Source organism: Thauera aminoaromatica, from assembly GCF_000021765.1.
GTDB classification, from domain to species: Bacteria; Pseudomonadota; Gammaproteobacteria; order Burkholderiales; family Rhodocyclaceae; genus Thauera; species Thauera aminoaromatica.
In genome coordinates this window covers 3,754,981-3,778,653 of record NC_011662.2, presented here as the reverse complement: position 1 = coordinate 3,778,653, position 23,673 = coordinate 3,754,981, and the positions used below count along the sequence as shown (strand labels likewise).

The window sequence follows — 23,673 nt, the reverse complement described above, 5'->3', positions numbered from 1 at the left end:
GCGCTGGCGTGGGCATGCGATAATTTGTCCAATCCATCGCCCAGCCAATTTCCTCCATGAAGATCCTCGTCACCGGCGCTGCCGGTTTTATCGGCATGCACACCACGCTGCGCCTGCTCGCGCGCGGCGACGAGGTGGTCGGCCTCGACAACCTGAACGACTACTACGACCCCACCCTCAAGGAGGCGCGCCTTGCCCGGCTGCAGCCGCACGCGGGCTTCCGCTTCGTGAAGATGGACGTGGCCGACCGCGCCGGCATGGAGGCCTTGTTCGCCGCCGAGAAGTTCGACCGCGTCATCCACCTCGCCGCCCAGGCCGGGGTGCGCTATTCGCTGCAGAACCCGCACGCCTATGTCGACAGCAACCTGGTCGGGTTCATGAACATCCTCGAGGGCTGCCGCCACGCGAAGGTGCAGCACCTGGTCTATGCGTCGAGCTCCAGCGTGTATGGCGGCAACACGAAGATGCCGTTCTCGGAGAGCGACAGCGTCGACCACCCGGTGAGCATCTACGCGGCGACCAAGAAGGCCAACGAGCTGATGGCGCACACCTATAGCCACCTCTACGGCCTGCCCACCACCGGACTGCGCTTCTTCACCGTGTATGGCCCCTGGGGCCGCCCGGACATGGCGCTGTTCCTGTTCACCAAGGCGATCCTGGAAGGGCGTCCGATCGATGTCTTCAACCACGGCCGCATGCGGCGAGACTTCACCTATGTCGACGACATCGTCGAGGGGGTGATCCGCACCCTTGACCGCATCGCCGAACCCGATCCCGCCTTCGATCCGATGCAGCCGAACCCGGGCACCGGCAGCGCACCCTACCGTGTGTTCAATATCGGCAACCATGACCCGGTCGAACTGATGGAGTTCGTCGCCGCGATCGAGGATGCGCTCGGCACCACCGCGCAGAAGAACTTCCTGCCGCTGCAGGACGGCGACGTCCCGGCCACCTACGCCGACACCGCCGCGCTGAACGCGTGGACCGGCTTCGCCCCGGCGACCAGCGTGCGCGAGGGCGTCGGCCGCTTCATCGCCTGGTACCGGGAGTACTACCGGGTCTGATCCGCCCGGGGCGGCCCGGCGCGACGGCCGCCCCCGATCTACAACCTTCCATGCGCTGCGGCCCGCCGGCCGGCAGCGGCAGGAATCGATGGCCAACTACGCAATCGGCGACATCCAGGGCTGCTACGCCCCGCTGGACCGCATGCTCGACCGCATCGCCTTCGATCCCGCGGTCGACCGGCTGTGGATCGTCGGCGACCTCGTCAATCGGGGACCCGAATCCCTGCGTGTGCTGCGTTTCCTGCGCGGGCTGGGCGATGCTGCGAGCATCGTGCTCGGCAACCACGACCTCTACCTGCTGATGGTCGCCGCCGGCTACAAGCGGCGCGACAGCGACGACACGCTGTTCCAGGTGCTCGAGGCGGACGACCGCGACGAGTTGCTGGAGTGGCTGAGCTTCCAGCCCCTGATGCGGGTCCATGGCGACCACGTGCTGGTGCATGCCGGCCTCTTGCCCGGGTGGACGGTGACGCGCGCGCAGGCGCTCGCCGCCGAGGTGGGTGCGGTGCTGGCCGGGCCGAAGTCGCGCGAGTTCCTGCTCCACCTCGCGGGCAACCGCCCGGATCGCTGGTCGGACGGGCTCAAGGGCTGGGACCGTCTGCGCGTGATCGTCAATGCCATGACGCGCCTGCGCTTCTGTACCGCGCAGGGGCGCATGGACCTGAGTGCCAAGGGCGCGCCGCACAAGGCGCCGTCGGGCATGCTGCCGTGGTTCCGCGTGCCCGACCGTTTCAGCCGTACCCATACGATCGTCTGCGGGCACTGGTCGGCGCTCGGCTTCTACCGCGAGCCGGGGCTGATCGCGCTCGATTCGGGCTGCGTGTGGGGCGGCAAGCTGACCGCGCTGCGCATCGAGGACGACGCGGTGTTCCAGGTCCCGGGCTGAGCCTGCGGCGGTGGTCTCAGGTCTGCGCGTCGAGCGCGACGCCGATGGCGGTGGCGATCTCGCCGCGCGTGCGTGCAGCCAGCGTGCGCCGGTCCGCTCCGTCGGCGGTGGCGATCGGCGCTGCCACCGTGATGCGCGCGATCGTGCGCGGCGCGGCGATGATGTTGGCGATGCACTCGCCCAGGCTGAGCTCGCCATCGTAGGCGGGCGCGCGGCTGAAGCGGTCGTCCGGCGTGCGGTATTGCAGCGCGAGGGGCTGCACCGGATGGCCGCAGGCGATCGCCGGCTGCAGCAGCGCGGCGTGGAAGTGCAGCAGGGTCGCGCCGTCGGTGGTCGTGCCCTCGGGGAAGATGGCGACGTTGCACCCGGCGTCGAGCAGCGCGGCGGTTTCCTCGTTGATGATGCGGGCGTGGCCACGGCTGCCGCGACGCAGGAAGATGGTGTCGTTCTTCGCCGCCAGCCAGCCGATCACCGGCCAGGCGCGCACCTCGGACTTGGAGACGAAGGCGGCGGGGGCGAGCGCGTTGATCGCGAAGATGTCCACCCAGGAGACGTGGTTGGCAACCAGCATGCAACCGGGTGCGATTGCCTCGCCGCGGTGCTCGAGGCGCATCCCGAGCACCCGCAGCAGCCCCTGAGACCAGCGCTGGCGCAGGGCCTCGCGAGTGTCGCGGCCGGTGAGCGGATAGATCGTCGCGATCGTCAGCACCCCCTGCAGTAGGTGCAGGGCGAGCCGGGTCCAGCGCGTCGCGCGCAGCAGCCCACCAGCGCGCGCCTCGCTCGCCGCGGCCGCGCGGGTGGCTGCTCCGGACGCGGAGGCTGGTGGCGCGGTGCCGGCACCGGCATGCATGGCGCGATCCTGCACGAGGTCGGGGTGGCGGGGGGCGTTCAGTCCTTGCGTCCCATGAAGTGGCGGGCGTAGCGCCCATCCACGCGGCCGATCGGCATCAGGATGGGCAGGTCCGCGGTGTTGAAGTCGGGGTCCCATGCCGGCTCGCCGCAGACCCAGGCTCCCGCGCGCAGGTAGCCCTTGATCAGCGGTGGCGCCTCGGCGTCGAGGTCGCCGCGCAGGCTCGAGAGCGGCAGCGGGCAGCGCGGAAAGACGTGGTACTCGAGCGGGGCGAGGTGTTTTTCGCGCAGACGATTATACAGGCTGGCCGCGGCGTGCCCGCCGTCGGCCATGCTTACCGAGGCGCAGCCGATCAGGTATTCGTAGCCGTTCTCCTGCATGTAGCGCGCGAGCCCCGACCACAGCAGCGCGATCACCGCGCCGCTGCGGTAGTCGGCGTCGATGCAAGAGCGCCCGATCTCCACCAGCTGGCCGCGCAGGTGCTGCAGGCGGGTGAGGTCGAATTCGTTCTCGGAGTAGTAGCCGCCCACCCGGCGTGCGGCGGAGGGCGACAGGATGCGATAGGTGCCGACGATGCGGCCGGCATCCTCGTCGCGCACGATCAGGTGCTCGCAGAAGGGATCGTAGAGGTCGCGGTCGACGCCCGGACTGCGTGTGGGCAGGCGGGCCCCCATCTCCTCGGCGAAGACCCGGTAGCGCAGCTTCTGCGCCTCGAGGATCTCGGTCTCGCTGCTGGCGAGGCCGACGTGCAGGTTGCGCGTCTTGCGCGCGGCGGTTTGCTGGCGGGGCTGGAGGTGCTGGAGCATGGCCTGTGTCCGTCCTGTTGGGTGCGGACCATTCTCGAAACCCGTCGTTGCGACGCGGTGACGTGCTGGTTACGATGCGATGACGCACATCCGGCCCCAGGAGAACTTCGCATGCAGTGCACGACCCCGCCCGACCACGACCCCGACTGCGTGTTCTGCCGCATCGCGCGCGGCGAACTGCCGTCGTCCAAGGTGTATGAGGACGCCGACACGCTCGCCATCATGGACATCCAGTCGGTCAATCCCGGCCACATGCTGGTGCTGGTCAAGCCGCACCGCGCGAACATCTACGCGCTCGACGACTCCCTCGCCGGCGCGGCCTTCCGCACGGCGGCGCGGGTCGCCCGCGTGGCGAAGAAGGTGACCGGCTGCGAGGGAGTGACGCTGCTCCAGGCCAACGAGAAGGCGGGGGCGCAGACCGTGTTCCACTTCCATCTCCACGTGCTGCCGCGCTGGGAAGGCGACGGCATGGCGCTGGCCTGGCCGGTGAAGAACCCGCCGCGCGAGGCGCTCGAGGCGATGGCGGCGAAGCTGCGCGAGGCGCTCGCCGATCAGGACTGAAGACCTGGCCGCGGCTCCGGCGGCGGCAGGGGAAGGCGGAGGGGCCGCGTATAATCCGGCTTCCGCCCACCCTCCGCCTGCCTGCCTTCCATGTCCATCCTCGTCTGCGGATCGGTCGCCTACGACTCGATCATGGTCTTCCACGACCGCTTCCGGAATCACATCCTCCCCGAGCAGATCCATATCCTCAACGTCTCCTTCCTGGTGCCCGACCTGCGCCGGGAGTTCGGCGGCTGTGCCGGCAACATCGCCTACGGGCTCAAGCTGCTCGGCAGCGATCCGCTGATCGTCGCCACCGTCGGCGAGGACGCCGGCCCGTATCGTGCGCGCCTGCGCGCGCTCGGGCTGCGCGAGGACTTCGTGCGCGAGGTGCCGGGCACCTTCACCGCGCAGGCCTTCATCACCACCGACCTCGACGACAACCAGATCACCGCCTTCCATCCGGGGGCGATGTTCCACTCGCACCTGAACGACGTGCGCACCGCGGCCGGTGCGACGCTGGGCATCGTCTCGCCCGACGGCGCCGACGGCATGCTGCGCCACGCCGACGGCTTCGCCGCGGCCGGGGTGCCCTTCGTGTTCGATCCGGGCCAGGCCCTGCCCATCCTCGGTAGCGAAGCGTTACTGAAATGCCTGCAACAGGCGCGCTACTGTACGGTCAATGACTACGAGGCCCGGCTGATGTGCGAGAAGACCGGGCGCAGCGAGGCCGAACTCGCGCGCGAGGTCGAGGCGCTGGTGGTGACGCTGGGTGCGGAAGGTTCGCGCGTGCATTGGCGCGGCGAGGTGTTCGAGGTGCCGGCGGTGAGGGCGGACGCGATCGTCGATCCGACCGGTTGCGGCGACGCCTACCGTGCCGGCCTGCTGCACGGTATCGCCGCGGGCTGGGACCTGCGCAGGAGCGCGCGCCTGGCCGCGGTCATGGGCGCGCTCAAGATCGCCCAGCGTGGCGGACAGAACTACGCGCCCTCGCGTGCAGACGTCGGGGCGCGTTATCGCGAGGCTTTCGGAGAGGATCTATGGTGAATCGAAGCGGGATGAAGTGGCGCGCCCTGGCCGGCGCGATGATCGCGGCGCTGGCGGTGGGCGGCTGCGCCCAGGGACTGGGGGGGGGCACGTATGCGCGCACCGAGGCGCGGCGCGCGATGACGGTGCAGTTCGGCACCATCGAGGCGGTACGCGCGGTGCAGCTCGAGGGAACGAAGACGCCGATCGGCTCGGTCGCGGGCGCGGCCATCGGCGGTATCGCCGGCAACACGGTCGGCGGCGGACGTGGCCAGGCCGTGGCCACCGTCATCGGCGCGGTGGCCGGTGGGCTTGCCGGCTCTGCGGTGGAGGAAGGCGCGACCCGGCAAGCGGGCGTGGAAGTCACCGTGCGTCTGGACAATGACCAGTTTCTCGCCGTGGTGCAGGCCGACGAGGGCGAAGGCTTCCGCCCCGGTGAGCGCGTCCGCGTGCTGCGCGACGCCGGCACCACCCGCGTCTCGCGCTGAGAAGGATGCCAGGCGCGAGCCCGGCGCATGCGGGGTCGAGCGCGTTCGCTCCCGCTCCTCACCCCTGATGCCTTACGCCTCACTCCTCACGGATAGAATGCATAGATCCGGTATCCCGTCGGTGCCAGCGCCGGTGCGGCGAAGGGAATGCGCAACTCGATCGCGCTGCGTGCCATGAAGGCTTCGTGCGGCTGGCTCGGTGGCAGCCAGTCGGTGGATGGCAGCACGCGGCGCGAGATCGGGTTGTCGCCGGCGTCGGTGAGGGTGAGTTCCAGATGCGGCCACTGCTGCGGATAGTCCGCGCGGTTGTTGAGCGTGGCTTGCAGCAGGTAGTAGCCGGGCCGCCCGGGTTCGGCCTGCAGGTCGGAGGCCTCGATCGCGATGTGTTCCGCATCGCGCGGATAGGGCACGCCGCAGCCGAAGCGCGCGCAGGCCTCGCTCAGGACGGGGCGCAGGCCGGGGAGGGCGCGCGCCAGCTCCATGCGATACAGATAGGTGGCCTGCGCCGCGAGCAGCGCGGACAAGCCGACCGCGAGCAGCATCGCGAGCGCGCGTACGAGCGGGTGGGTTTCCTTGCGCGGGCGTCCGTAGTTGGCGTCGAGGCGGGCGAGGTCGGGCTCGTGAGGCGAGGCGGGTTGTTCATCCTCGTGTGCAGGGATGGAGGCGGGTTCCGGTGCGGCCCGCGCGGATTCGCGCACGGGGGTGGAGAGCCCGGGGATTGCGGTGGCCGGATCGTCGTCGAAGGGCGGCGGTGGCGTGTAGGAGATCGTCGGTGCGAAGGGCCCGGGCGCGGCGAGGTCCCTGCCGCGAGCAGGCGTTCCGCCCTCGTCCTCGTCGATCGGCAGGCCTCGCCGGGCGCTGCGCAAGACTTCCGGAAAGGGCTGGGCCGCTGCGGCGCCCTCGTCGAAGGCGGGGGCCGTGCCGGTCTGCCCGTCGTCCATCGCGGTGCCGCGCAGCGCGGGCTTGTGCGCGGGCGCGAGCCAGTCCTCGTAGTCGTCGAGACCCGGCTCGGGCAGCGGCGCCCGGATCGGCGGCGAGGGGGCAACCTCGGGGATGTCGAAGTCGAGCAGCGGTTCGGGGCGTGCTTCATACACCGGTCTCGCCGCGGGGGGTGGGGGCGCCGCTGTGGTCGCGGCGCCGTCGTCGCGAACCTCGACCGTGTGCTCGAGCGCGTTGAAGGGGTGGAAGCAATGCCCGCAGCGGACCTCGCCGCCCCGTGCGTGAAGCTGCTCCGGGCGCAGCCGGAACACCGTCTGGCAGGCGGGGCAGCGGGTGATCATCATGGCCCGGGGCGCCGTCCCTCGAGGCGGATCCAGCCTTCGTGCGCCGCGCCCACGTGCAGTGCGATGTGCGGTGCCCAGGCCTCCACGACCTGCGCGGCCTGGGTCTCGAGCACGCCCGACAGCGCCACCCGGCCGCCCGGAGCGACCCGCGCCGAAATCGCCGGGGCGAGCACGCACAGCGGGTTGGTGAGGATGTTGGCGACGACCAGATCGAAGGTGTCGCCGACCGGCACGGCAGAGTGCTGCAGGCGCACGGCCGCGTGGTTGCGCGCGGCGTTGTCGCGCGCGGCCTCGACCGCCTTCTCGTCGATGTCGATGCCGAGCACCGCGCCGGCGCCGAGCTTGGCCGCGGCGATGCCGAGGATGCCCGAGCCGCAGCCGTAGTCGAGCACGCTGCAGCCGGGCGTGACCACCTCGCACAGCCACTCCAGGCAGAGCCGGGTGGTGGGGTGGGAGCCGGTGCCGAAGGCCATGCCGGGGTCGAGCTCGATGTTGATCGCGTCGGCGTCGGGCGCCTCGTGCCAGGACGGCACGATCCACAGCCGGTCGGTGATGCGGATCGGGTCGAACTGGCTCTGGGTGAGCTGCACCCAGTTCTGCTCGGCTACCGTCTCGGTGGAGAACGGGGGGACGGCGTCGAAACCCGCCGCGCGGGCGGCTTCGGCGAGCATCGCGCCGAGCTCGGCCGGATCGGCCGCACCGTCGAACAGCGCGATCACCCGGCTGTGGTCCCACAGCGCGGTGGGCAGGTGGCCGGGCTCGCCGAACTGCGGGCGCTCCGCCTCGGTGCCGGCGTCGGCGTCCTCGATCGAGACAGAGAGCGCGCCGGCCTCCATCAGTGCGTCGGAGAGCGCCTCGGCCTTGTCGGCCTCGGCCTGCAGGGTCACCGAGATCCACATCGCGCGTCAGTCCTGCACTTCGTTGCGGTGGGTGAGCTTGTGCTCGAGGTAATGGATGCTGGTGCAGCCCTCGTTGAAGCGCGGGTCGAGCATCAGGGTCTGGTGCAGCGGGATGTTGGTCTTGATGCCCTCGACCATCATCTCGGAGAGCGCGATGCGCATGCGACGGATCGCCTGCTCGCGAGTGTCGCCGTATGCGATCAGCTTGCCGATCATCGAGTCGTAGTGGGGCGGCACGGTGTAGCCGTTGTAAACGTGCGAATCGACCCGGATCCCCGGCCCACCTGGCGTATGCCAGTTGGTTATGCGACCGGGCGAGGGCGTGAACTTGAACGGATCCTCGGCGTTGATCCGGCACTCGATCGCGTGGCCGCGGAACTCGATGTCGCGCTGACGGAACCAGAGCTTCTCGCCGGCGGCGATGCGGATCTGCGCCTGCACGATGTCGATGCCGGTGATCAGCTCGGTCACCGGATGCTCCACCTGCACCCGCGTGTTCATCTCGATGAAGTAGAACTCGCCGTTCTCGTAGAGGAACTCGAAGGTGCCGGCGCCGCGGTAGCCGATCTTGCGGCAGGCTTCCGCGCAACGTTCGCCGACCTTGGCGATCGTCTTGCGGTCGATGCCGGGGGCCGGCGCTTCCTCGATCACCTTCTGGTGGCGGCGCTGCATGGAGCAGTCGCGTTCGCCGAGATAGACCGCGTTGCCGTGCTGGTCGGCAAGGATCTGGATCTCGACGTGGCGCGGATTCTCGAGGAACTTCTCCATGTATACGACGGGGTTGCCGAAGGCCGCCTGGGCCTCGGCGCGGGTGGTGGTGACGGCGTTGAGCAGCGCGGCCTCGGTGTGCACCACGCGCATGCCGCGCCCGCCGCCGCCGCCGGCGGCCTTGATGATCACCGGGTAGCCGACCGCGCGTGCGATCTTGACGATCTCCTTCGGATCCTCGGGCAGTGCGCCGTCCGAACCCGGCACGCAGGGCACGCCGGCGGCCTTCATCGCATCCTTGGCAGAGACCTTGTCGCCCATCAGGCGGATGGTCTCGGGGCGTGGGCCGATGAAGACGAAGCCCGACTGCTCGACGCGCTCGCCGAAGTCGGCGTTCTCGGAGAGGAAGCCGTAGCCGGGGTGGATGGCCTCGGCGTCGGTGACCTCGGCGGCAGAGATGATGGCCGGCACGTTGAGGTAGCTCTGCGCAGAGGGCGGCGGGCCGATGCAAACGGACTCGTCGGCCAGTCGCACGTACTTGGCGTGGGTGTCGGCCTCGGAGTGGACCGCGACCGTCTTGATGCCGAGTTCGCGGCAGGCGCGCAGGATGCGCAGGGCGATTTCCCCGCGGTTGGCGATCAGGATCTTCTCGAACATGGCGGACTCAGCCGATCACGAACAGGGGCTGGCCGTATTCGACGGGCTCACCGTTCTCGACCAGGATGGCCTTGACGACGCCGCTGGCGTCGGCCTCGATCTCGTTCATCAGCTTCATCGCCTCGATGATGCACAGGCGGTCGCCGGTGGCGATCTTCTGGCCGAGTTCGACCAGCGGCTTCGCGCCCGGGGCCCCGGCGCGATAGAAGGTCCCGACCATGGGCGACTTGACCACGTGACCGTCGGGCAACTCGTCTTCTGCATCGGTCAGGGCGGGGGAGGCGACGACGGCCGCCGGTGCGGCTGCGGGTGCGGGGGGGACCTGGGCATAGTAGGTTGCCGGAGGTGCGCTGGTGTGCTTGGCGATGCGTACCTTTTCCTCGCCTTCGGTCACCTCGAGCTCCGAGATGCCGGACTCCTGGACGAGATCGATGAGTTTCTTGAGCTTGCGCAGATCCATGGTGTTCTCCGGACGGGACCGCGATCGCCTCGACGGGCGCCACGATCGGGATGATTCAGTGTTCGGGTTTCGCGCACACGCCGAGGCCGCCGCGGTCGGGCGGCGGACTGGTGCGGAAACGTTTCGTGCTGAGGGGGCCGCGCGCGAACTCGCTCGGCCGGGATGGCTCGCCACCACGGGCGGAATGCGTGCAAGCGACCTCGTGAAGCACCGCCCCGTCATGCCAGGGGGCTGGCCCGAGCGCCCGGTGAAGATGGGTCGTCAAGCATTTTGAGCGCTTCATGGATGCAAGTTTGCCGTAAATCGCGGCAAATTGTCCACTTTGGGTTGTGATCTGGACTTGCGTGGAGGGTGCCTGGGACCCGGCGCCGTGCGCGGATTCTGCGCTCGTGCGCCGTGGGCTGCAAGCCGCGGAGGGTGCCCGGCATGGCGGGGCAGGCAAACCTCAGGGAGCGTGCGACCCCGTGTCGCGTGTGCTCTCCACCGCCGCGGCGACCAGGGCCTCGACCTGGGCGAGGCGGGCGCGATCCTGGCCGCGGCGCGGGCTGCGCTCGGCGGCCGAGGGATAGATCGACACCTTCACCGGCACGTCGTCCCAGTCGAAGCTGAGGATGGCCTCGGGCGTATGCGGTGCGGGGCGGCGCGGCTCGCGGTGCTCGTAGGCGAAGTCCTGGTTGAGGAAGAAGATCTCGACGTCCTTGGTGCTCTCGGGGAAGAGTTCGATCTCGAGTTCCGAGTAGCGTCCGGCGGTGCCGTCGAGGGCTCCGCCGGTGAGGTAGGGGCGAAAGTCGGCGAGCAGGCGCATGACCTCGATCGCCGCGCTGCGCATCTCGAGCAGGCGCTGCGGCTGCTCCTCGTCCTGGTAGATCGCAAGCCAGGCGCGCAGCTCGGCCTCGACCTCGTTGTTGTTGGGCAGGGCGTCGGCGTCGGTGGCGCCGAGCTGTTTCGCAGCCTTGCGCTTGGCGAAGCCGAAGTCGCTGATGCCGTCCTCGGCCATCATGCGTGCGGCGAGCGCGGCGATCTCGCGCCGCAGGCCGCCGCTGCGTGATACGTGGGCGTGTGAGGGCATGGTGGGCCTCGGGTAGAATGCGCGCCCATTGTAATACACCCCCGGTTGCGGCCGGATGAAGGCTTAGCGGAGCGCGAACCCCCATGCACATCCATATCCTCGGCATCTGCGGCACCTTCATGGGCGGCGTCGCGCTGCTCGCGCGCGCCGCCGGCCACACCGTCACCGGCTGCGACGCCAACGTCTACCCGCCGATGAGCACGCAGCTCGAGGAGCAGGGCATCGGGCTGATCGAGGGCTACGACACCAGCCAGCTCGACCTCGAGCCCGACATGTACGTCGTCGGCAACGCGGTGTCGCGCGGCAATCCGCTCCTCGAGGCGATCCTCGACCGCGGCCTGCCCTACGTGTCCGGGCCGCAGTGGCTGGCCGAGCACGTGCTCGCCGGGCGCTGGGTGCTGGCGGTCGCCGGCACCCACGGCAAGACCACCACGACCTCGCTGCTCGCCTGGATGCTGGAGGATGCGGGTTTGTCGCCATCCTTCCTGGTGGGCGGCGTGCCGCAGAACTTCGGCGTGTCCGCGCGCCTGACCGAGTCGCCCTTCTTCGTGATCGAGGCCGACGAGTACGACACCGCGTTCTGCGACAAGCGCTCGAAGTTCGTGCATTACCGGCCGCGCACCGCGATTCTCAACAATCTCGAGTTCGACCACGCCGACATCTTCGCCGACCTCGGCGCGATCGAGACCCAGTTCCACCATCTGGTGCGCACCATCCCGGCGAGCGGCCGCATCGTCGCCAACGCCCACGAGGACAGCCTGAAGCGCGTCATCGAGCGTGGCTGCTGGTCGGAGCTGGAATGGTTCGGCGGCGACGGCCGATGGACGGTGGGCACCGGGGCGGACGAGGCCGAGGCGGTGTTCCGCCTCGATGGCGTCGAGCAGGGCCGGGTGCGCATGGCGCTCGCCGGCAGCCACAACCGCGACAACGCGCTCGCCGCGATCGCCGCCGCGCGCCACGTCGGCGTCACGCCCGCGCAGGCGATCGCCAGCCTCGGGCGTTTCGCCGGCATCAAGCGCCGGCTGGAACTGCGCGGGACGGTAAGAGGTGTGAGCGTCTATGACGACTTCGCCCACCACCCGACCGCGATCGCGCTCACCGTCGGCGGCCTGCGCCGGCGCGAACCGCAGGGTCGCATCCTGGCGGTGCTCGAGCCGCGCTCGAACACCATGAAGCTGGGCATCATGAAGGCGCAGTTGCCGGCCAGCCTCGCCGAAGCCGATCTGGTGTTCTGCCATGCGCACGGGCTGGACTGGGATGCCGCCGCGGCGCTCGCCCCGCTGGGCGCACGCGCGCGTACCTACGATCGCCTGGATGCGCTGGTCGCCGCCGTGGTTGCGGCGGCACAGCCCGGCGACCACGTGCTGGTGATGAGCAACGGCGGCTTCGGCGGCGTGCACCAGAAGCTGCTCGACGCGCTCGGAGCGTAAGTCGCATCCCTGGAAGCGCGTTCGGAAGGACGCCGCCGCCAGGGATGCCGGTCGGGGGCGCTCAGTTACGGCGCGCGCCGGTCGGGTTGTCGAGGCGGCGGGCTTCCTCGTCGCTGATGTATTCGAACACCCGCACGACCTTGCGCACGCCTTGGCTGGTGCGCGCCACCTCGGCGGCGGCGTCGGCCTCGCTGCGGGGGACGATGCCGAGCAGGAAGACGACGTTGGCCTCGGTCACCACCTTGACGTTGTGGGCCGAGACGGCCCCGGAGTCGATCATGCGCGCCTTCACGTTGGAGGTGATCAAGGTGTCGTTGCCGCGCGCGGTGAGGCTGGAGTTGGGCGCGATGGCGACTTCGTTGATCACGCCGCGCACATTCTCGACGCCGGCCACGATGCCATCGAGCTGGCCGCGCACGGTCTCGTTGGGCGCTTCGCCGGTGAGCAGCACGTTGCGGTTGTAGGAGGTGACGTTGACATGCACGCTGTCGCCGAGGCGCTCGCGGATGCGCGCCGCCACCTTCCATTCGATCCCTTCGTCCTCGACATAGGTGCCGCTGGTGCGACGGTCGGAGACCATCGCCGCACCCGCGCCGACACCGGTGGCGACGACCGGGAAGCAGCCCTGCAGCAAGGGCAGTGCGATGGCTGCGGAAAGGCCCAGGAGGAGGGCGCGCCGGCTGGACTTCGCCGGTCTGTCGGCGTGTTGGGGTCGGGTCATCAGTCTTCCACTCCGAGTAAGAGGCAGTCGATACCGTCGCACAGGCAGTGCAGGATCAGCAAGTGGATTTCCCGGATGCGGGCAATCCGCTCGGCGGGTGCGCAGAGCAGGATGTCGGCCGGGCCGAGCGTCTCGGCGGTGCGCCCGCCGCCGGCGCCGGTGAGGGCGATCACTCGCATGTCGCGCTCATGGGCGGCGCGGATGGCGTCGAGCACGCGCGCCGAATCGGGGTTGGCGGACAAGGTCAGCAGGATGTCGCCGGGCTGCCCGAAGGCGGCGATCTGACGGGCGAACAAGGCTTGGGTATCGGGGTCGCCGGCGATCGGGGCGAGGCTGGAGCTGTCGGCGCTCAGCGCCATCGCGGCGAGCGCCGGGCGTTCGAGCTCGAAGCCATTGACCAGCTGAGCGGCGAAACGGCGCGCGTCGCCGGCCGAACCGCTGCTGCCGCACACTAGCACCTTGCCGCTGTCGAGCAGGCTGGCGGTGATCAGCTCGACCGCGCCGGCGATCGGCGCGGCAAGCAGCTCGAGCGCCTCGAGCGAGGCGCGCATGTTGTCTTCGAACTGGTGCGAGATGCGGTCGATCAGGTTCATGCGGCAAGCGGCGTCTGCGGGGCGCCAGAGTCTAGCACGCGCTATCAGCCGGCATCGAAGGCCCCCGGGAGCCAGATGATGCGCGCCGGGTCGAGCGCGTCGAGCAGCACCGCGTCGAAGCGGCAGGCTGCGTCGCGAAAGCGCCGCCCGGCGCCGCCCAGCCACCACTGCGCGGCGATCAGCACGCGGCGCTGCTTGGCCGCGGTGATGCTCTCGGCGGCGCCGCCGAAGCGGTTGTTGCGGCGCAGGCGCACCTCGACGAAGACGACGTGGCTGCGGTCGAGGCAGACCAGGTCGACCTCGCCGCCGCGGCAGCGCACGTTGCGCGCGATCACGCGCAGGCCGTGTGCGGCAAGGTGTTCGGCGGCGAGCGCCTCGGCAGCGGCGCCGCGCGCTTGCGCCGGCGTCGGGCGTGCGCCGATACTGTCCGCCCCCGCGTGCGCGCCCCGGGCGTCCTCGCCCGCGCTGCGCGTCCAGCCTCCGGATCTCCCGCCCATGACCGTCTCCGCTCCCTTGCCCGATCGTCCGCTCTCCAGTACGCCGTCATTGTATGTGGTGGCGACGCCGCTCGGGAACCTGCATGACATCACGCTGCGCGCGCTCGCCGTGCTCGCCGCGGTGGACGTGGTCGCGGCCGAGGATACGCGCCACAGCCAGCGCCTGCTCGATGCGCACGGTATCCGCGCGCGCATGCTCGCGGCGCACCAGCACAACGAGCACGAGGCCGCCGGGGTGATCGTCGCCGAGCTCGCTGCCGGCCGCCAGGTCGCGCTGATCACCGACGCCGGCACGCCGGCGGTGTCGGACCCGGGCGCCCGCCTGGTCGCACGGGTGCGCGCCGCGGGGCATCCGGTGGTGCCGTTGCCCGGGCCGTGCGCGGCGGTGGCGGCCCTGTCGGTATCGGGCTTCGCCGAGGGGGGCTTCCGCTTCGTCGGTTTCCTGCCGGCGAAGGCCGGTGCGCGCGCGGCGGCGCTGCGCGAACTCGCCGACGAGCGCGCCGCGATGGTGTTCCACGAGGCGCCGCACCGCATCGTCGAGTGCGTCGCCGACATGGAGCAGGTCCTCGGTGGCGCACGCGAGCTGCTGATCGCACGCGAGATGACCAAGCTCCACGAGCAGATCGTGCGCATGCCGCTGGCGCAGACCGCCGCCTGGTTCGCCGCCGACACCAACCGCCTGCGCGGCGAGTTCGTGCTTGTGGTGGAAGGCGCGCCGGCCGGCGAGGTGGTGGATGCGCGGGCGCGCCGGGTGCTCGATCTGCTGCTCGCCGAGCTGCCGGTGAAGGGGGCGGCGCGGCTTGCGGCCGAGATCACCGGGGCGCCGCGCAAGGCCTTGTACGCGCTCGCGCTCGAGCGCAAGGGCGAGGATTCGCCGCAGGCGTGACGCATGCACGCCCGCGTCGGCCGTGCGCACCGCCGAAGCGCCTATAATCGGTGGGTCACACGAGGAACGCCCCGATGCAATCGATTACCCTGATCCGCCCCGACGACTGGCACCTGCATGTGCGCGACGACGCCGCGCTCGACGCGGTGGTGCCGCACACCGCCGCCCGCTTCGGCCGGGCGCTGATCATGCCCAACCTGAAGCCGCCGGTCACCACCACCGCGCAGGCGCTCGCCTACCGCGAGCGCATCCTCGCCGCGGCGCGCGGGTCGAGGTTCGAGCCGCTGATGAGCCTCTACCTCACCGACAACCTGTCGCCGGACGAGATCGACCGCGCCCGCGCGAGCGGCCACGTGGTCGCCTGCAAGCTCTATCCGGCGGGCGCGACCACGAACTCCGACGCCGGCGTCACCGCGATCGACAAGATCTATGCGGTGCTCGAACGCATGGAGAAGCTCGGCATGGTGCTGTGCGTGCATGGCGAGGCCACCGGGGCGGAGGTTGACGTGTTCGACCGCGAGCGCGTCTTCGTCGAGCGCACGCTGTCGCCGCTGGTGCGGCGTTTCCCGGGGCTCAAGGTGGTGTTCGAGCACATCACCACCGCGGAGGCGGCGCAGTTCGTGCGCGCAGCGGGCTCGCACGTGGCCGCCACGGTCACCGCCCACCACTTGCTGCTCAACCGCAACGCGATCTTCGCCGGCGGCATCCGCCCGCACCACTACTGTCTGCCGGTCCTCAAGCGCGAGAGCCACCGCGAGGCGCTGATCGCCGCGGTCACCTCGGGCAACGCGCGCTTTTTCCTTGGCACCGACTCCGCGCCGCATGCGCGCAGCACCAAGGAAAACGCCTGCGGCTGCGCAGGCTGCTACACCGCGCACGCGGGCATCGAGCTCTACGCCGAGGTCTTCGACGCCGCCGGCGCGCTCGATCGCCTCGAGGCCTTCGCCAGCCTCAACGGCCCGGCCTTCTACGGCCTGGCGCCGAGCAGCGACACCATCACGCTGCGGCGCGAGCCCTGGAGCGTGCCGGCGAGCTACCCCTACCTGGGCGAAGATCCGCTGGTGCCCTTGCGCGCCGGCGAGCAGGTGGGCTGGAAGCTGGTGGAAGGGGCCTGAGATGGGTGTCCGCATGCTTGAGACGGGCGCCCGGGATGCGGGCGCGCCCATGTCGATCCGGCGCGGCGTCCGCGGCGGCGCCGGGCGCGCGCTGCGCCGCGGTCTCGCTGCCGTCGGTCTGCTCGCCGTGCTGGCGGGTTGCGAGAACAGCGCCACCGCCTACATGATCGACGGCAACCAGCACGCGCTGATCCTGGTGCGCGAGCAGAAGTTCTTCTGGGATGACGAGTTGCGTCAGGCGATGGTGGTGTCGCGCCTGCCCGCCTGTCAGAAGCGCATCCGCATCCATCCGGGCTCGGCGACCCTCGTCGAGATGAAGATCTACGCCGCCGGAGACGGCCTGTGGGCGCTGCACCAGGGCGCGCGTTGGTATCTCGCCGGTACCGAGGAGTGCCGCGTGCAGGACTGGGACAATCCGGGTGACCGCCCGCCCGGAGCCCTCGTCGGCAGCTTCGTCCTCAAGGACGGCGCGCCCGCCTTCGTACCCGCGCCCGCCGCCAAATAAGCCGGGCGACGCCCTGCCGGCACGCGTATAATCCGGGCCGGAAGTCCGCCAGGCAGTCGCTGCGCACCTCGTCGTGCGTGGAGGAAAGTCCGGGCCCCGCAGAGCAGGATGCCGGCTAACGGCCGGGCGCCGTGAGGCGACGGAAAGTGCAACAGAGAGCAGACCGCCGATGGCCCGGACTTCGCTGCCGCAAGGCAGCAGAGTCCATTTTGAAGAGCTTGCTCTTCAATGGGTACAGGTAAGGGTGAAACGGTGCCGCGGCTTGCGCGAGCAAGCTGAGGGTCGGTGCGCAAGCATCGGCAGGTAAGAGCTCACCGCAGGACTGGCAACAGGACTGGCACGGCAAACCCCATCCGGGGCAAGGCCAAATAGGGGAGCATCGGCGTGGCTCGCGTCGCTCCCGGGTAGGCTGCTAGAGCGCCACGGCGACGTGGCGCCCAGAGGAATGACTGCCCGATGTCACCGGTCCGCCGGTGGCGTTCGACAGAACCCGGCTTATCGGCGGACTTCCCACTTCTTCCCCTGTTTCCGCCCGCGCATGCCCCCTCTGCGAGCGGAAGGCAGCAGCGTTCTCCCCCATCCGCTCGGAATCCGCCAGTGCGAGCAGGCCGGATTGCACCGGCATTCCCACTTTTTCCCACTGCGCCCTTTGCGCGGCCCGATTTCGCGTGCCGCGCGAACGTCCATGCGCATCTCCCTTGATTTTTCAGGATTTATCCGTGTCTTGGCGCAGAGCGGTAAGTCATTGTGCAACAAAGGGATTCCGATCTTGCAGCCTTGACCCGGTATGGCCTTTCCTCTAAAGTGGGTTCAAGTGGAAAAAAGTGGGGAAAAGTGTCGTTCCGATGCTTTCCCGAAGCCGTCAGGGGGTTCGATGTTCCAGGGAGCGGTGGCGCTCAATCTCGATGCGAAGGGACGCCTTGCGATTCCCGCGCGGCATCGTGATGCCCTGGCCGTCGACAACGGCCAGGTGGTGCTGACCGCCCATCCGCACGGCTGCTGCCTCGTCTATCCCGTCCCCGCCTGGAATCCGATCCGCGACCACGTGCTGCGCGCACCGAGCCTGGATCCGCAGGCGGCGATGCTCAAGCGCCTGCTCGTGGGCTTCGCCCAGGAAGAGACGCTCGACGCCGCCGGTCGCGTGCTGGTGGCGCCCTCCCTGCGCAAGTTCGCCGCGCTCGAGAAGCAGGTTTGGCTGGTCGGCCAAGGTGCGCACTTCGAGCTGTGGTCCGACGAGCGCTGGGAGAAGCAGCAGCAGGCGATGCTGGAACTGGTCAATACCGGCCTGCCGCCCGGGTTCGAGAGCCTCGCGCTGTGAACCTCGCCGATGCCCACGTCAGCGTCCTCCTCTCCGAAGCGGTCGACGCGCTTGCGATCCGGGCCGACGGCTTCTACGTCGACGGAACCTTCGGGCGCGGCGGCCACAGTCGCGCGGTGCTCCAACGCCTCGGACCGCAGGGGCGGTTGATCGCCTTCGACCGTGATCCGCTGGCGATCGCTGCCGGGCAGGGGGTGGGCGACGCCCGGCTGACGCTCGTGCACTCGGCGTTCAGCGCGCTCGACGACGAGCTCGCGCGCCTGGGCGTGCAGGCGGTGGATGGAGTGCTGCTGGACCTCGGGGTGTCTTCGCCCCAGCTGGACGACGCTGCGCGCGGGATGAGCTTTCGCTTCGACGCCCCCCTCGACATGCGCATGGATACGAGCCGCGGGCAGACCGTGGCGGAGTGGCTGGCGGAGGCGTCCGTCGGCCAGATCACGGAGGTCATCAGGGAATATGGAGAGGAACGGTTTGCTCATGCGATTGCAAAGGCGATTGCAAATGCTCGGGCAGGGGGGGCTGTCGCAACCACTGGACAACTTGCCGCGCTCGTGGAAAAGGCGGTCCGCACGCGCGAGCCGGGGCAGCACCCGGCGACACGCACCTTCCAGGCTCTTCGGATTTTCATCAATCAGGAACTCGAGGAGCTGAGCCGCGTGCTGCCCGTCTGCGTGTCCCGGCTGCGGCCGGGTGGGCGCCTGGCGGTGATCAGCTTCCATTCGCTCGAGGATCGCATCGTGAAGCGCTTCATGCGTGACGAGTCGCGTCCGCCGGTGCTGCCGCGCCGGCTGCCGGTCAGGGCGGCGGATCTGCCCGCGCCGCGCCTGCAGCTCGTCGGCAAGGCGATGCGCCCGAGCGAGGCCGAGGTCGCGGCCAACCCGCGCGCGCGCAGCGCGGTGCTGCGCGTGGCCGAGCGCACGGAGGCGCCCTGATGGTGCGCATCGACGCCGTCCTCGTCGCCCTCGCCGTCGCAAGCGCGCTCGGCGTCGTCGCCTCCCAGCACCAGGCGCGCCGCCTCCATGGCGAGTACGAGCGCGAGCAGGCGCGCGCGCAGGCGCTCGAGGTCGAGTGGGGCCAGCTCCAGCTCGAGCAGAGCACCTGGGCGACGCACGGTCGCATCGAGAAGCTCGCCCGCGACCGCCTTCACATGCAGTTGCCGCCCGAAGGGCAGGTGCTGGTCGTGGAGCCTCAATCATGAAAAAGCAACGTGCCGTCACCTTCAATCACAACCCGCTGCTCAAGCGCGAGTTGCCGGCCTGGCGGCCGCGCATCATCATGCTCGCACTGATGGGTTGTTCGCTCGCACTGGTCGGACGTGCGCTCTACCTGCAGGGGGTCAATAACGACTTCCTCCAGGCCAAGGGCGAGTCGCGCTATGCGCGCGTGCTCGAGGTCCCCGCCACCCGCGGCCGCATCACCGACCGCCACGGCGACATCCTCGCGGTGAGCACGCCGGTGCGCGCGGTCTGGGCCCTGCCCGCCGATGCCCGGCTGGAGCCGGCGCAGGTGCGCGAGCTCGCGCGCCTGCTCGAGATGAACGTCGGCGAGCTCAACGCCAGGCTCGCCGCGGGGCGCGACTTCGTCTACCTCAAGCGCCAGGTGCCGCCGGAGGTGGCGCAGGCCGTCGCCGACCTCCGCCTGCCCGGCATCCACCAGGAAAAGGAATACCGTCGCTACTACCCGGGTGGCGAGGTGATGGCGCACATCCTCGGCTTCACCGATCTGGAAGATCGCGGCCAGGAGGGGATCGAGCTCGCCTTCGACAAGCGCCTGTCGGGCCGTGCCGGCGCGCGCCGGGTGATCAAGGACCGCCGCGGCCAGATCGTCGAGGACGTCGAGGCGATCCGTCCGCCACGCGATGGCGACGAGGTGGCGCTGTCGATCGACGGCAAGATCCAGTATCTCGCCTGGTCCGCCCTGCGCGAGGCGATGGAAGAGCACAAGCCCAAGGCCGCGGCTGCGGTGGTGCTCGACGTGCGCACCGGCGAGGTGCTCGCCCTGGTCAATGCGCCGACCTTCAACCCGAACAATCGCGCCAACCTCACCGGCGCGCAACTGCGCAACCGCGTCTTCACCGACGCCTTCGAGCCCGGCTCGGTGATGAAGCCCTTCATCGCCGCGCTCGCGCTCGAGCGCGGCAAGGTCAAACTCAATACCCCGATCGATACCGGCAACGGCCGCATGACGATCGGCACCGCGACCATCTCCGACACCAAGCGCCACGGCGTCATCACCATGGCGCAGGTGGTGCAGAAGTCCTCCAACATCGGCACCGTGAAGATGGCGCAGCAGCTCGGCGCAGAGGAAATGTGGCACCTCTTCGACCAGCTCGGCTTCGGCACCCCGCTCAACCTCGGCTTCCCCGGCGAGACTTCCGGGCGGCTGCGTCCCGCCAAGACCTGGCGGCCGATCGAGCAGGCGACGATGTCTTACGGGCACGGCATCTCGACGAGCCTGATCCAGATGGCGCGTGCCTACCTCGTGTTCGCGCGCGAGGGCGAGCTGGTGCCGCTGTCGCTGACCCGGGTGGACGGCACGCCGAGTTCCGGGCGCCGCGTGTTCTCGGCCGACACCGCGCGCCAGATGCGCACCGTTCTGGCGATGGCGGCGGGTCCCGGCGGCACCGCGATCCGCGCCCAGGTGCCCGGCTACACGGTGGCGGGCAAGACCGGTACCGCGCACAAGCTCGAGGATGGCCGCTATGCGCGCAAGTACATCTCGTCCTTCGTCGGCTTCGCCCCGGCGAGCGATCCGCGCATCGTGGTCGCGGTGATGGTGGACGAGCCTTCCGCAGGCCAGCACTACGGCGGCACGGTCGCCGCGCCGGTGTTCTCGCGCATCACCGAAGGCACGCTGCGCACGCTCGGCGTCGCCCCCGACATGCCCTTGACCCCGCTCCAGCTCGCTCGCCGCGGCGGCGACGAGGCAGCGAGCGAAGGCAGCAGCCGGGAGAGCATGTGAGCGCCATGCAAGCCCTCGCGGTGCTCGATCGACTGCGTGCGCTCGGCGTCCACGCCGACGACATCACCGCCGATTCGCGCAAGGCCGGCCCGGGTTGCGTGTTCGCGGCCTGGCCCGGCCAGCGCACCGATGGCCGCCGCTTCCTCGCCGATGCAGTCGTGCATGGCGCCGCCGCGCTGTTGTGGGAGGATGGCGACGGATTCTGCGCGCCCGCGCTCGCGGTGCCCGGTTTCGGCGTGCGTGGCCTGCGCGAGCTCGCCGGGCACCTTGCCCACGAACTCCACGGCCGGCCTTCGCAGTCGCTTTGGCTAGCCGGCGTCACCGGCACCAACGGCAAGACCACCGTCTCGCAGATGCTCGCGCGTGCGCTCGGCGAACTCGGCGAGCGCTGCGGCATCGTCGGTACGCTCGGCTGCGGGTTCCCCGACGCCCTCGAGGAAGGGCTCAACACCACGCCCGACGCGCTCGAATTGCAGCGCTGGTTTGCGCGCTTCCGCAACCAGGGGGCGGTGGCCGCGGCGATGGAGGTGTCTTCGATCGGGCTCGACCAGGGGCGGGTCAATGGTGCGCAGTTCGACGTCGCGATCTTCACCAACCTGAGTCGCGACCACCTCGATTACCACGGCACCATGGAAGCCTACGCCGCGGCCAAGGCGCGCCTGTTCGAGCGCCCGGAGCTGTCGGCCTGCGTGATCAACATCGACGATCCCTGGGGCCTGGCGCTGGCGCGCCGGCTCGTCGTCGAGGGGCGCGCGGTGATCGCATGCACCCTCTACGCCGCCAACGCCGACGCGGTGCCCGGCGCGCGCGTGCTGCGCGCCGATCGCCTGCAGGCGGCGCCCGCAGGACTGCGCTTCACCCTCGTCTGGGAGGGGCGCGAGGCCGAGATCGGCGTGCGCATGGTGGCGCACTTCAACGTCTCCAACCTGATCGCGGTTGCGGGCGCGCTGCTGGCGCGCGGCATCGCCTTCGACGAGCTGCCGCCGGTGCTCGGTCGGCTGGCGCCGCCGCAGGGGCGCATGCAGCTCGTCGGCGGGGTGTGCGAGCCGCTCGTGGTGATCGACTACGCGCATTCGCCCGATGCCCTCGCCAAGGTGCTCGAAGCCTTGCGCGGCACGGTGCATAGCCGCCGCGGCCGCCTGGTGTGCGTGTTCGGCTGCGGCGGCGACCGCGACCCGGGCAAGCGCCCGATGATGGGCGAGATCGCCAGCGCGATCGCCGATCGCGTAGTGATCACCAGCGACAACCCGCGTTCGGAGGATCCGCAGCGCATCGTCGAGGCCATTGCCGCCGGCGCCGGCGCCGCGGCCGAATGCGTGGTCGACCGCGCGCAGGCGATCACCCGCGCGGTGGGCGAGGCGCGGGCCGACGACGTCGTGCTGATCGCAGGCAAGGGCCACGAGCCGTACCAGGAAATCCTCGGCCAGCGCCTGCCTTTTTCGGACCTGGAGCAGGCGAAGCGCGCGCTCGCCGCCTGGCATGCAAGGGAGAATGGCCGATGATGAGCCTGCACGACGCCACGCGCGCACTCGCCTGCCATGGTGCGCGGGCGACCGGGGAAGGGCGCTTCGACAGCGTCGGTACCGATACCCGCGCGCTCGCGCCCGGGCAGCTCTTCGTCGCCCTGCGCGGCGAGCGCTTCGACGGCCACGACTTCGTCGCCGATGCGGCGAAGGCGGGCGCCGCCGCGGCCATGGTCGATGCCGCCTGGAGCGCCGGCAAGGCCGATGCCGGCCTGCCCCTGCTGGTGGTGGACGACACGCGGCGTGCGCTCGGCACGCTCGCGGCGGCTTGGCGGGCGCGTTTCGCGCTGCCCCTGATCGGCGTCACCGGCAGCAACGGCAAGACCACGGTGAAGGAGATGTGTGCCGCGATCCTGCGCGTGCAGGCGAGCCGCGACGGCTTCGGCGAGGAGTCGGTGCTCGCTACGCGCGGCAACCTGAACAACGACATCGGCATGCCGCTCACGCTGCTCGAACTGCGCGACTTCCATCGCGCCGCGGTGATCGAGATGGGGATGAACCATCCCGGCGAGATCGGCTACCTGAGCGCGCTCGCCCAGCCCACGGTGGCCCTGGTGAACAACGCCCAGCGCGCCCACCTCCAGGGCATGGGCTCGGTCGACGAGGTCGCGCGCGAGAAGGGCGCGATCTACGAAGGCCTGGGCGGGGCAGGCGTGGCGGTGATCAACGCCGACGATCCGCACGCCGGCTACTGGCGTTCGCTCAACGCCGGGCGGCCGATTGTGACATTCGGTATCGACCATCCGGCGGACGTGTCCGCGCGGTGTACCCTGCGCGGCCTCGGCTCGCGGCTCGAACTCGACATCCCGCAAGGGAAGATCGATTTCGCCTTGCAGGTGCCGGGTCTGCACAACGTGCGCAACGCGCTCGGCGCGGCGGCGGCCTGCCTCGCGGCAGGGGTTCCGCTCGAAGCGGTGGCCGAGGGACTGGCGGGTTTCGCCGGCACCCGCGGTCGCCTGCAACGCCGTTCCGGGCCGCGGGGCGCGCTGATCCTGGACGATTCGTACAACGCCAATCCGGATTCGGTGCGCGTCGGCATCGACGTCCTCGCCGCCATGCCGGGCCATACCTGGCTGGTGCTCGGCGACATGGGCGAGGTCGGCGAGACCAGCGCCCAGGTTCACGACGAGGTCGGTGGCTATGCGAAGAGCAAGGGCATCGACGGCCTCTTCGCGCTCGGCGAGATGAGCGCGGTGGCGGCGCACAACTTCGGCGAGGGCGCGCGCCATTTCACTTCGGTGGAGGCGCTGGTCAAGGCGCTCGTGCCGCGCCTGGATGCGGACTCGGTGGTGCTGGTGAAGGGCTCGCGCTTCATGCGCATGGAAAGGGTGGCGGATGCGCTTGCGGCAGTGCACAATCCGGCCCCTTCAACGGAAACCGGCTCCTGA

General features: G+C 70.1%; 25 protein-coding genes and 1 other RNA gene. 16 read left to right on the top strand and 10 right to left on the bottom strand.

Annotated elements, in window-relative coordinates; all coding sequences use genetic code 11:
- Window positions 1–56 precede the first annotated feature (56 nt).
- Window positions 57–1,064, top strand: coding sequence for an NAD-dependent epimerase (locus TMZ1T_RS16710; protein ID WP_004304270.1), 1,008 nt, complete (start codon window positions 57–59; stop codon window positions 1,062–1,064).
- Window positions 1,065–1,152: 88 nt separating this feature from the next.
- Complete coding sequence (locus TMZ1T_RS16705) at window positions 1,153–1,950, top strand: symmetrical bis(5'-nucleosyl)-tetraphosphatase (protein ID WP_004304272.1); 798 nt, start codon at window positions 1,153–1,155, stop codon at window positions 1,948–1,950.
- Between the two features lie 16 nt (window positions 1,951–1,966).
- On the opposite strand, the gene TMZ1T_RS16700 is transcribed toward TMZ1T_RS16705, so the two are convergent.
- A complete protein-coding gene (locus TMZ1T_RS16700; protein ID WP_004304274.1) occupies window positions 1,967–2,800 on the bottom strand; it encodes a lysophospholipid acyltransferase family protein in 834 nt (277 codons plus the stop codon).
- Between the two features lie 38 nt (window positions 2,801–2,838).
- Complete coding sequence (locus TMZ1T_RS16695) at window positions 2,839–3,606, bottom strand: GNAT family N-acetyltransferase (protein ID WP_004304275.1); 768 nt, start codon at window positions 3,604–3,606, stop codon at window positions 2,839–2,841.
- A 111-nt stretch (window positions 3,607–3,717) separates the two neighbouring features.
- Here TMZ1T_RS16695 and TMZ1T_RS16690 point away from each other — a divergent pair, with 111 nt between their 5' ends.
- From TMZ1T_RS16690 to TMZ1T_RS16680, 3 genes are all read left to right on the top strand, one after another.
- Window positions 3,718–4,167: an HIT family protein gene (locus TMZ1T_RS16690; protein WP_004304277.1), complete on the top strand. Its 450-nt coding sequence runs from the start codon at window positions 3,718–3,720 to the stop codon at window positions 4,165–4,167.
- Between the two features lie 90 nt (window positions 4,168–4,257).
- Window positions 4,258–5,193 (top strand): carbohydrate kinase family protein, encoded by a 936-nt coding sequence (locus TMZ1T_RS16685; RefSeq protein ID WP_004304279.1) that lies wholly within the window; start codon window positions 4,258–4,260, stop codon window positions 5,191–5,193.
- Entirely contained in the window at window positions 5,187–5,660 is a 474-nt protein-coding gene (locus tag TMZ1T_RS16680; RefSeq protein ID WP_012585951.1) for an outer membrane lipoprotein, read from the top strand. The genes TMZ1T_RS16685 and TMZ1T_RS16680 overlap by 7 nt, the downstream gene beginning before the upstream one ends.
- 86 nt (window positions 5,661–5,746) lie before the next feature.
- Here the strand turns inward: TMZ1T_RS16680 and TMZ1T_RS16675 are convergent, their stop codons facing one another.
- The 5 genes from TMZ1T_RS16675 to TMZ1T_RS16655 all read right to left on the bottom strand — a co-directional run bounded on the left by TMZ1T_RS16675 (window position 5,747) and on the right by TMZ1T_RS16655 (window position 10,736).
- Window positions 5,747–6,943 carry a DUF3426 domain-containing protein gene (locus TMZ1T_RS16675; RefSeq protein WP_004304282.1) on the bottom strand — a complete coding sequence of 399 codons (1,197 nt, stop codon included), beginning with the start codon at window positions 6,941–6,943 and terminating at the stop codon, window positions 5,747–5,749.
- A complete protein-coding gene (gene prmA / locus TMZ1T_RS16670) occupies window positions 6,940–7,842 on the bottom strand; it encodes a 50S ribosomal protein L11 methyltransferase (protein ID WP_004304285.1) in 903 nt (300 codons plus the stop codon). Before prmA ends, TMZ1T_RS16675 begins: the two co-directional genes overlap by 4 nt.
- 6 nt (window positions 7,843–7,848) lie before the next feature.
- Window positions 7,849–9,207: an acetyl-CoA carboxylase biotin carboxylase subunit gene (accC, locus tag TMZ1T_RS16665; protein WP_004304287.1), complete on the bottom strand. Its 1,359-nt coding sequence runs from the start codon at window positions 9,205–9,207 to the stop codon at window positions 7,849–7,851.
- A 7-nt stretch (window positions 9,208–9,214) separates the two neighbouring features.
- Entirely contained in the window at window positions 9,215–9,667 is a 453-nt protein-coding gene (gene accB / locus TMZ1T_RS16660; protein WP_004304289.1) for an acetyl-CoA carboxylase biotin carboxyl carrier protein, read from the bottom strand.
- Between the two features lie 445 nt (window positions 9,668–10,112).
- Window positions 10,113–10,736 carry a hypothetical protein gene (locus TMZ1T_RS16655; protein WP_004304292.1) on the bottom strand — a complete coding sequence of 208 codons (624 nt, stop codon included), beginning with the start codon at window positions 10,734–10,736 and terminating at the stop codon, window positions 10,113–10,115.
- Between the two features lie 83 nt (window positions 10,737–10,819).
- On the opposite strand from TMZ1T_RS16655, the gene mpl reads away from it, so the two are divergent.
- Window positions 10,820–12,166, top strand: a complete 1,347-nt coding sequence (gene mpl / locus TMZ1T_RS16650) for a UDP-N-acetylmuramate:L-alanyl-gamma-D-glutamyl-meso-diaminopimelate ligase (protein ID WP_004304293.1) — start codon at window positions 10,820–10,822, stop codon at window positions 12,164–12,166.
- 61 nt (window positions 12,167–12,227) lie between these two features.
- On the opposite strand, the gene TMZ1T_RS16645 is transcribed toward mpl, so the two are convergent.
- Genes TMZ1T_RS16645 through TMZ1T_RS16635 form a run of 3 tightly spaced genes read right to left on the bottom strand, consistent with a single transcriptional unit; the run spans window position 12,228 to window position 13,977 of the window.
- Complete coding sequence (locus tag TMZ1T_RS16645) at window positions 12,228–12,887, bottom strand: BON domain-containing protein (protein WP_004304294.1); 660 nt, start codon at window positions 12,885–12,887, stop codon at window positions 12,228–12,230.
- Entirely contained in the window at window positions 12,887–13,480 is a 594-nt protein-coding gene (locus TMZ1T_RS16640) for an SIS domain-containing protein (RefSeq protein WP_004304296.1), read from the bottom strand. Before TMZ1T_RS16640 ends, TMZ1T_RS16645 begins: the two co-directional genes overlap by 1 nt.
- A 44-nt stretch (window positions 13,481–13,524) precedes the next feature.
- Complete coding sequence (locus TMZ1T_RS16635) at window positions 13,525–13,977, bottom strand: YraN family protein (RefSeq protein ID WP_004304297.1); 453 nt, start codon at window positions 13,975–13,977, stop codon at window positions 13,525–13,527.
- Between TMZ1T_RS16635 and rsmI the strand changes: the two genes are divergently transcribed.
- From rsmI to TMZ1T_RS16590, 10 genes are all read left to right on the top strand, one after another.
- Window positions 13,976–14,863 carry a 16S rRNA (cytidine(1402)-2'-O)-methyltransferase gene (gene rsmI, locus TMZ1T_RS16630; RefSeq protein ID WP_012585950.1) on the top strand — a complete coding sequence of 296 codons (888 nt, stop codon included), beginning with the start codon at window positions 13,976–13,978 and terminating at the stop codon, window positions 14,861–14,863. The two genes, TMZ1T_RS16635 and rsmI, sit on opposite strands and share 2 nt — an antisense overlap.
- A 74-nt stretch (window positions 14,864–14,937) precedes the next feature.
- Window positions 14,938–15,978 (top strand): dihydroorotase, encoded by a 1,041-nt coding sequence (gene pyrC / locus TMZ1T_RS16625; RefSeq protein WP_004304301.1) that lies wholly within the window; start codon window positions 14,938–14,940, stop codon window positions 15,976–15,978.
- Window positions 15,979–16,027: 49 nt separating this feature from the next.
- On the top strand, window positions 16,028–16,483 hold the full coding sequence (locus TMZ1T_RS16620; protein ID WP_245537147.1) for a hypothetical protein: 456 nt from the start codon (window positions 16,028–16,030) through the stop codon (window positions 16,481–16,483).
- Window positions 16,484–16,523: 40 nt separating this feature from the next.
- Window positions 16,524–16,997: RNase P RNA component class A (gene rnpB / locus TMZ1T_RS20340), an RNA gene on the top strand.
- 360 nt (window positions 16,998–17,357) lie between these two features.
- Window positions 17,358–17,801: a division/cell wall cluster transcriptional repressor MraZ gene (mraZ, locus tag TMZ1T_RS16615; RefSeq protein WP_004304305.1), complete on the top strand. Its 444-nt coding sequence runs from the start codon at window positions 17,358–17,360 to the stop codon at window positions 17,799–17,801.
- The gene (gene rsmH, locus TMZ1T_RS16610; RefSeq protein WP_012585949.1) at window positions 17,798–18,733 is read left to right on the top strand and encodes a 16S rRNA (cytosine(1402)-N(4))-methyltransferase RsmH; all 936 of its coding nucleotides are present in this window, start codon (window positions 17,798–17,800) and stop codon (window positions 18,731–18,733) included. Before mraZ ends, rsmH begins: the two co-directional genes overlap by 4 nt.
- Window positions 18,733–18,999: a cell division protein FtsL gene (ftsL, locus tag TMZ1T_RS16605; protein ID WP_004304309.1), complete on the top strand. Its 267-nt coding sequence runs from the start codon at window positions 18,733–18,735 to the stop codon at window positions 18,997–18,999. Before rsmH ends, ftsL begins: the two co-directional genes overlap by 1 nt.
- Window positions 18,996–20,762 (top strand): peptidoglycan D,D-transpeptidase FtsI family protein, encoded by a 1,767-nt coding sequence (locus tag TMZ1T_RS16600; protein WP_004304310.1) that lies wholly within the window; start codon window positions 18,996–18,998, stop codon window positions 20,760–20,762. The genes ftsL and TMZ1T_RS16600 overlap by 4 nt, the downstream gene beginning before the upstream one ends.
- Window positions 20,763–20,767: 5 nt before the next feature.
- Window positions 20,768–22,264 carry a UDP-N-acetylmuramoyl-L-alanyl-D-glutamate--2,6-diaminopimelate ligase gene (locus TMZ1T_RS16595; protein WP_012585948.1) on the top strand — a complete coding sequence of 499 codons (1,497 nt, stop codon included), beginning with the start codon at window positions 20,768–20,770 and terminating at the stop codon, window positions 22,262–22,264.
- The gene (locus TMZ1T_RS16590; RefSeq protein ID WP_012585947.1) at window positions 22,261–23,673 is read left to right on the top strand and encodes a UDP-N-acetylmuramoyl-tripeptide--D-alanyl-D-alanine ligase; all 1,413 of its coding nucleotides are present in this window, start codon (window positions 22,261–22,263) and stop codon (window positions 23,671–23,673) included. The genes TMZ1T_RS16595 and TMZ1T_RS16590 overlap by 4 nt, the downstream gene beginning before the upstream one ends.

Coding starts and splice junctions, on each gene's coding strand:
- TMZ1T_RS16710 (WP_004304270.1), top strand. CDS start 57: ATGAAGATCCTCGTCACCGGCGCTGCCGGTTTTATCGGCATGCACACC.
- TMZ1T_RS16705 (WP_004304272.1), top strand. CDS start 1,153: ATGGCCAACTACGCAATCGGCGACATCCAGGGCTGCTACGCCCCGCTG.
- TMZ1T_RS16700 (WP_004304274.1), bottom strand. CDS start 2,800: ATGCATGCCGGTGCCGGCACCGCGCCACCAGCCTCCGCGTCCGGAGCA.
- TMZ1T_RS16695 (WP_004304275.1), bottom strand. CDS start 3,606: ATGCTCCAGCACCTCCAGCCCCGCCAGCAAACCGCCGCGCGCAAGACG.
- TMZ1T_RS16690 (WP_004304277.1), top strand. CDS start 3,718: ATGCAGTGCACGACCCCGCCCGACCACGACCCCGACTGCGTGTTCTGC.
- TMZ1T_RS16685 (WP_004304279.1), top strand. CDS start 4,258: ATGTCCATCCTCGTCTGCGGATCGGTCGCCTACGACTCGATCATGGTC.
- TMZ1T_RS16680 (WP_012585951.1), top strand. CDS start 5,187: ATGGTGAATCGAAGCGGGATGAAGTGGCGCGCCCTGGCCGGCGCGATG.
- TMZ1T_RS16675 (WP_004304282.1), bottom strand. CDS start 6,943: ATGATGATCACCCGCTGCCCCGCCTGCCAGACGGTGTTCCGGCTGCGC.
- prmA (WP_004304285.1), bottom strand. CDS start 7,842: ATGTGGATCTCGGTGACCCTGCAGGCCGAGGCCGACAAGGCCGAGGCG.
- accC (WP_004304287.1), bottom strand. CDS start 9,207: ATGTTCGAGAAGATCCTGATCGCCAACCGCGGGGAAATCGCCCTGCGC.
- accB (WP_004304289.1), bottom strand. CDS start 9,667: ATGGATCTGCGCAAGCTCAAGAAACTCATCGATCTCGTCCAGGAGTCC.
- TMZ1T_RS16655 (WP_004304292.1), bottom strand. CDS start 10,736: ATGCCCTCACACGCCCACGTATCACGCAGCGGCGGCCTGCGGCGCGAG.
- mpl (WP_004304293.1), top strand. CDS start 10,820: ATGCACATCCATATCCTCGGCATCTGCGGCACCTTCATGGGCGGCGTC.
- TMZ1T_RS16645 (WP_004304294.1), bottom strand. CDS start 12,887: ATGACCCGACCCCAACACGCCGACAGACCGGCGAAGTCCAGCCGGCGC.
- TMZ1T_RS16640 (WP_004304296.1), bottom strand. CDS start 13,480: ATGAACCTGATCGACCGCATCTCGCACCAGTTCGAAGACAACATGCGC.
- rsmI (WP_012585950.1), top strand. CDS start 13,976: ATGACCGTCTCCGCTCCCTTGCCCGATCGTCCGCTCTCCAGTACGCCG.
- TMZ1T_RS16635 (WP_004304297.1), bottom strand. CDS start 13,977: ATGGGCGGGAGATCCGGAGGCTGGACGCGCAGCGCGGGCGAGGACGCC.
- pyrC (WP_004304301.1), top strand. CDS start 14,938: ATGCAATCGATTACCCTGATCCGCCCCGACGACTGGCACCTGCATGTG.
- TMZ1T_RS16620 (WP_245537147.1), top strand. CDS start 16,028: ATGTCGATCCGGCGCGGCGTCCGCGGCGGCGCCGGGCGCGCGCTGCGC.
- mraZ (WP_004304305.1), top strand. CDS start 17,358: ATGTTCCAGGGAGCGGTGGCGCTCAATCTCGATGCGAAGGGACGCCTT.
- ftsL (WP_004304309.1), top strand. CDS start 18,733: ATGGTGCGCATCGACGCCGTCCTCGTCGCCCTCGCCGTCGCAAGCGCG.
- TMZ1T_RS16600 (WP_004304310.1), top strand. CDS start 18,996: ATGAAAAAGCAACGTGCCGTCACCTTCAATCACAACCCGCTGCTCAAG.
- TMZ1T_RS16595 (WP_012585948.1), top strand. CDS start 20,768: ATGCAAGCCCTCGCGGTGCTCGATCGACTGCGTGCGCTCGGCGTCCAC.
- TMZ1T_RS16590 (WP_012585947.1), top strand. CDS start 22,261: ATGATGAGCCTGCACGACGCCACGCGCGCACTCGCCTGCCATGGTGCG.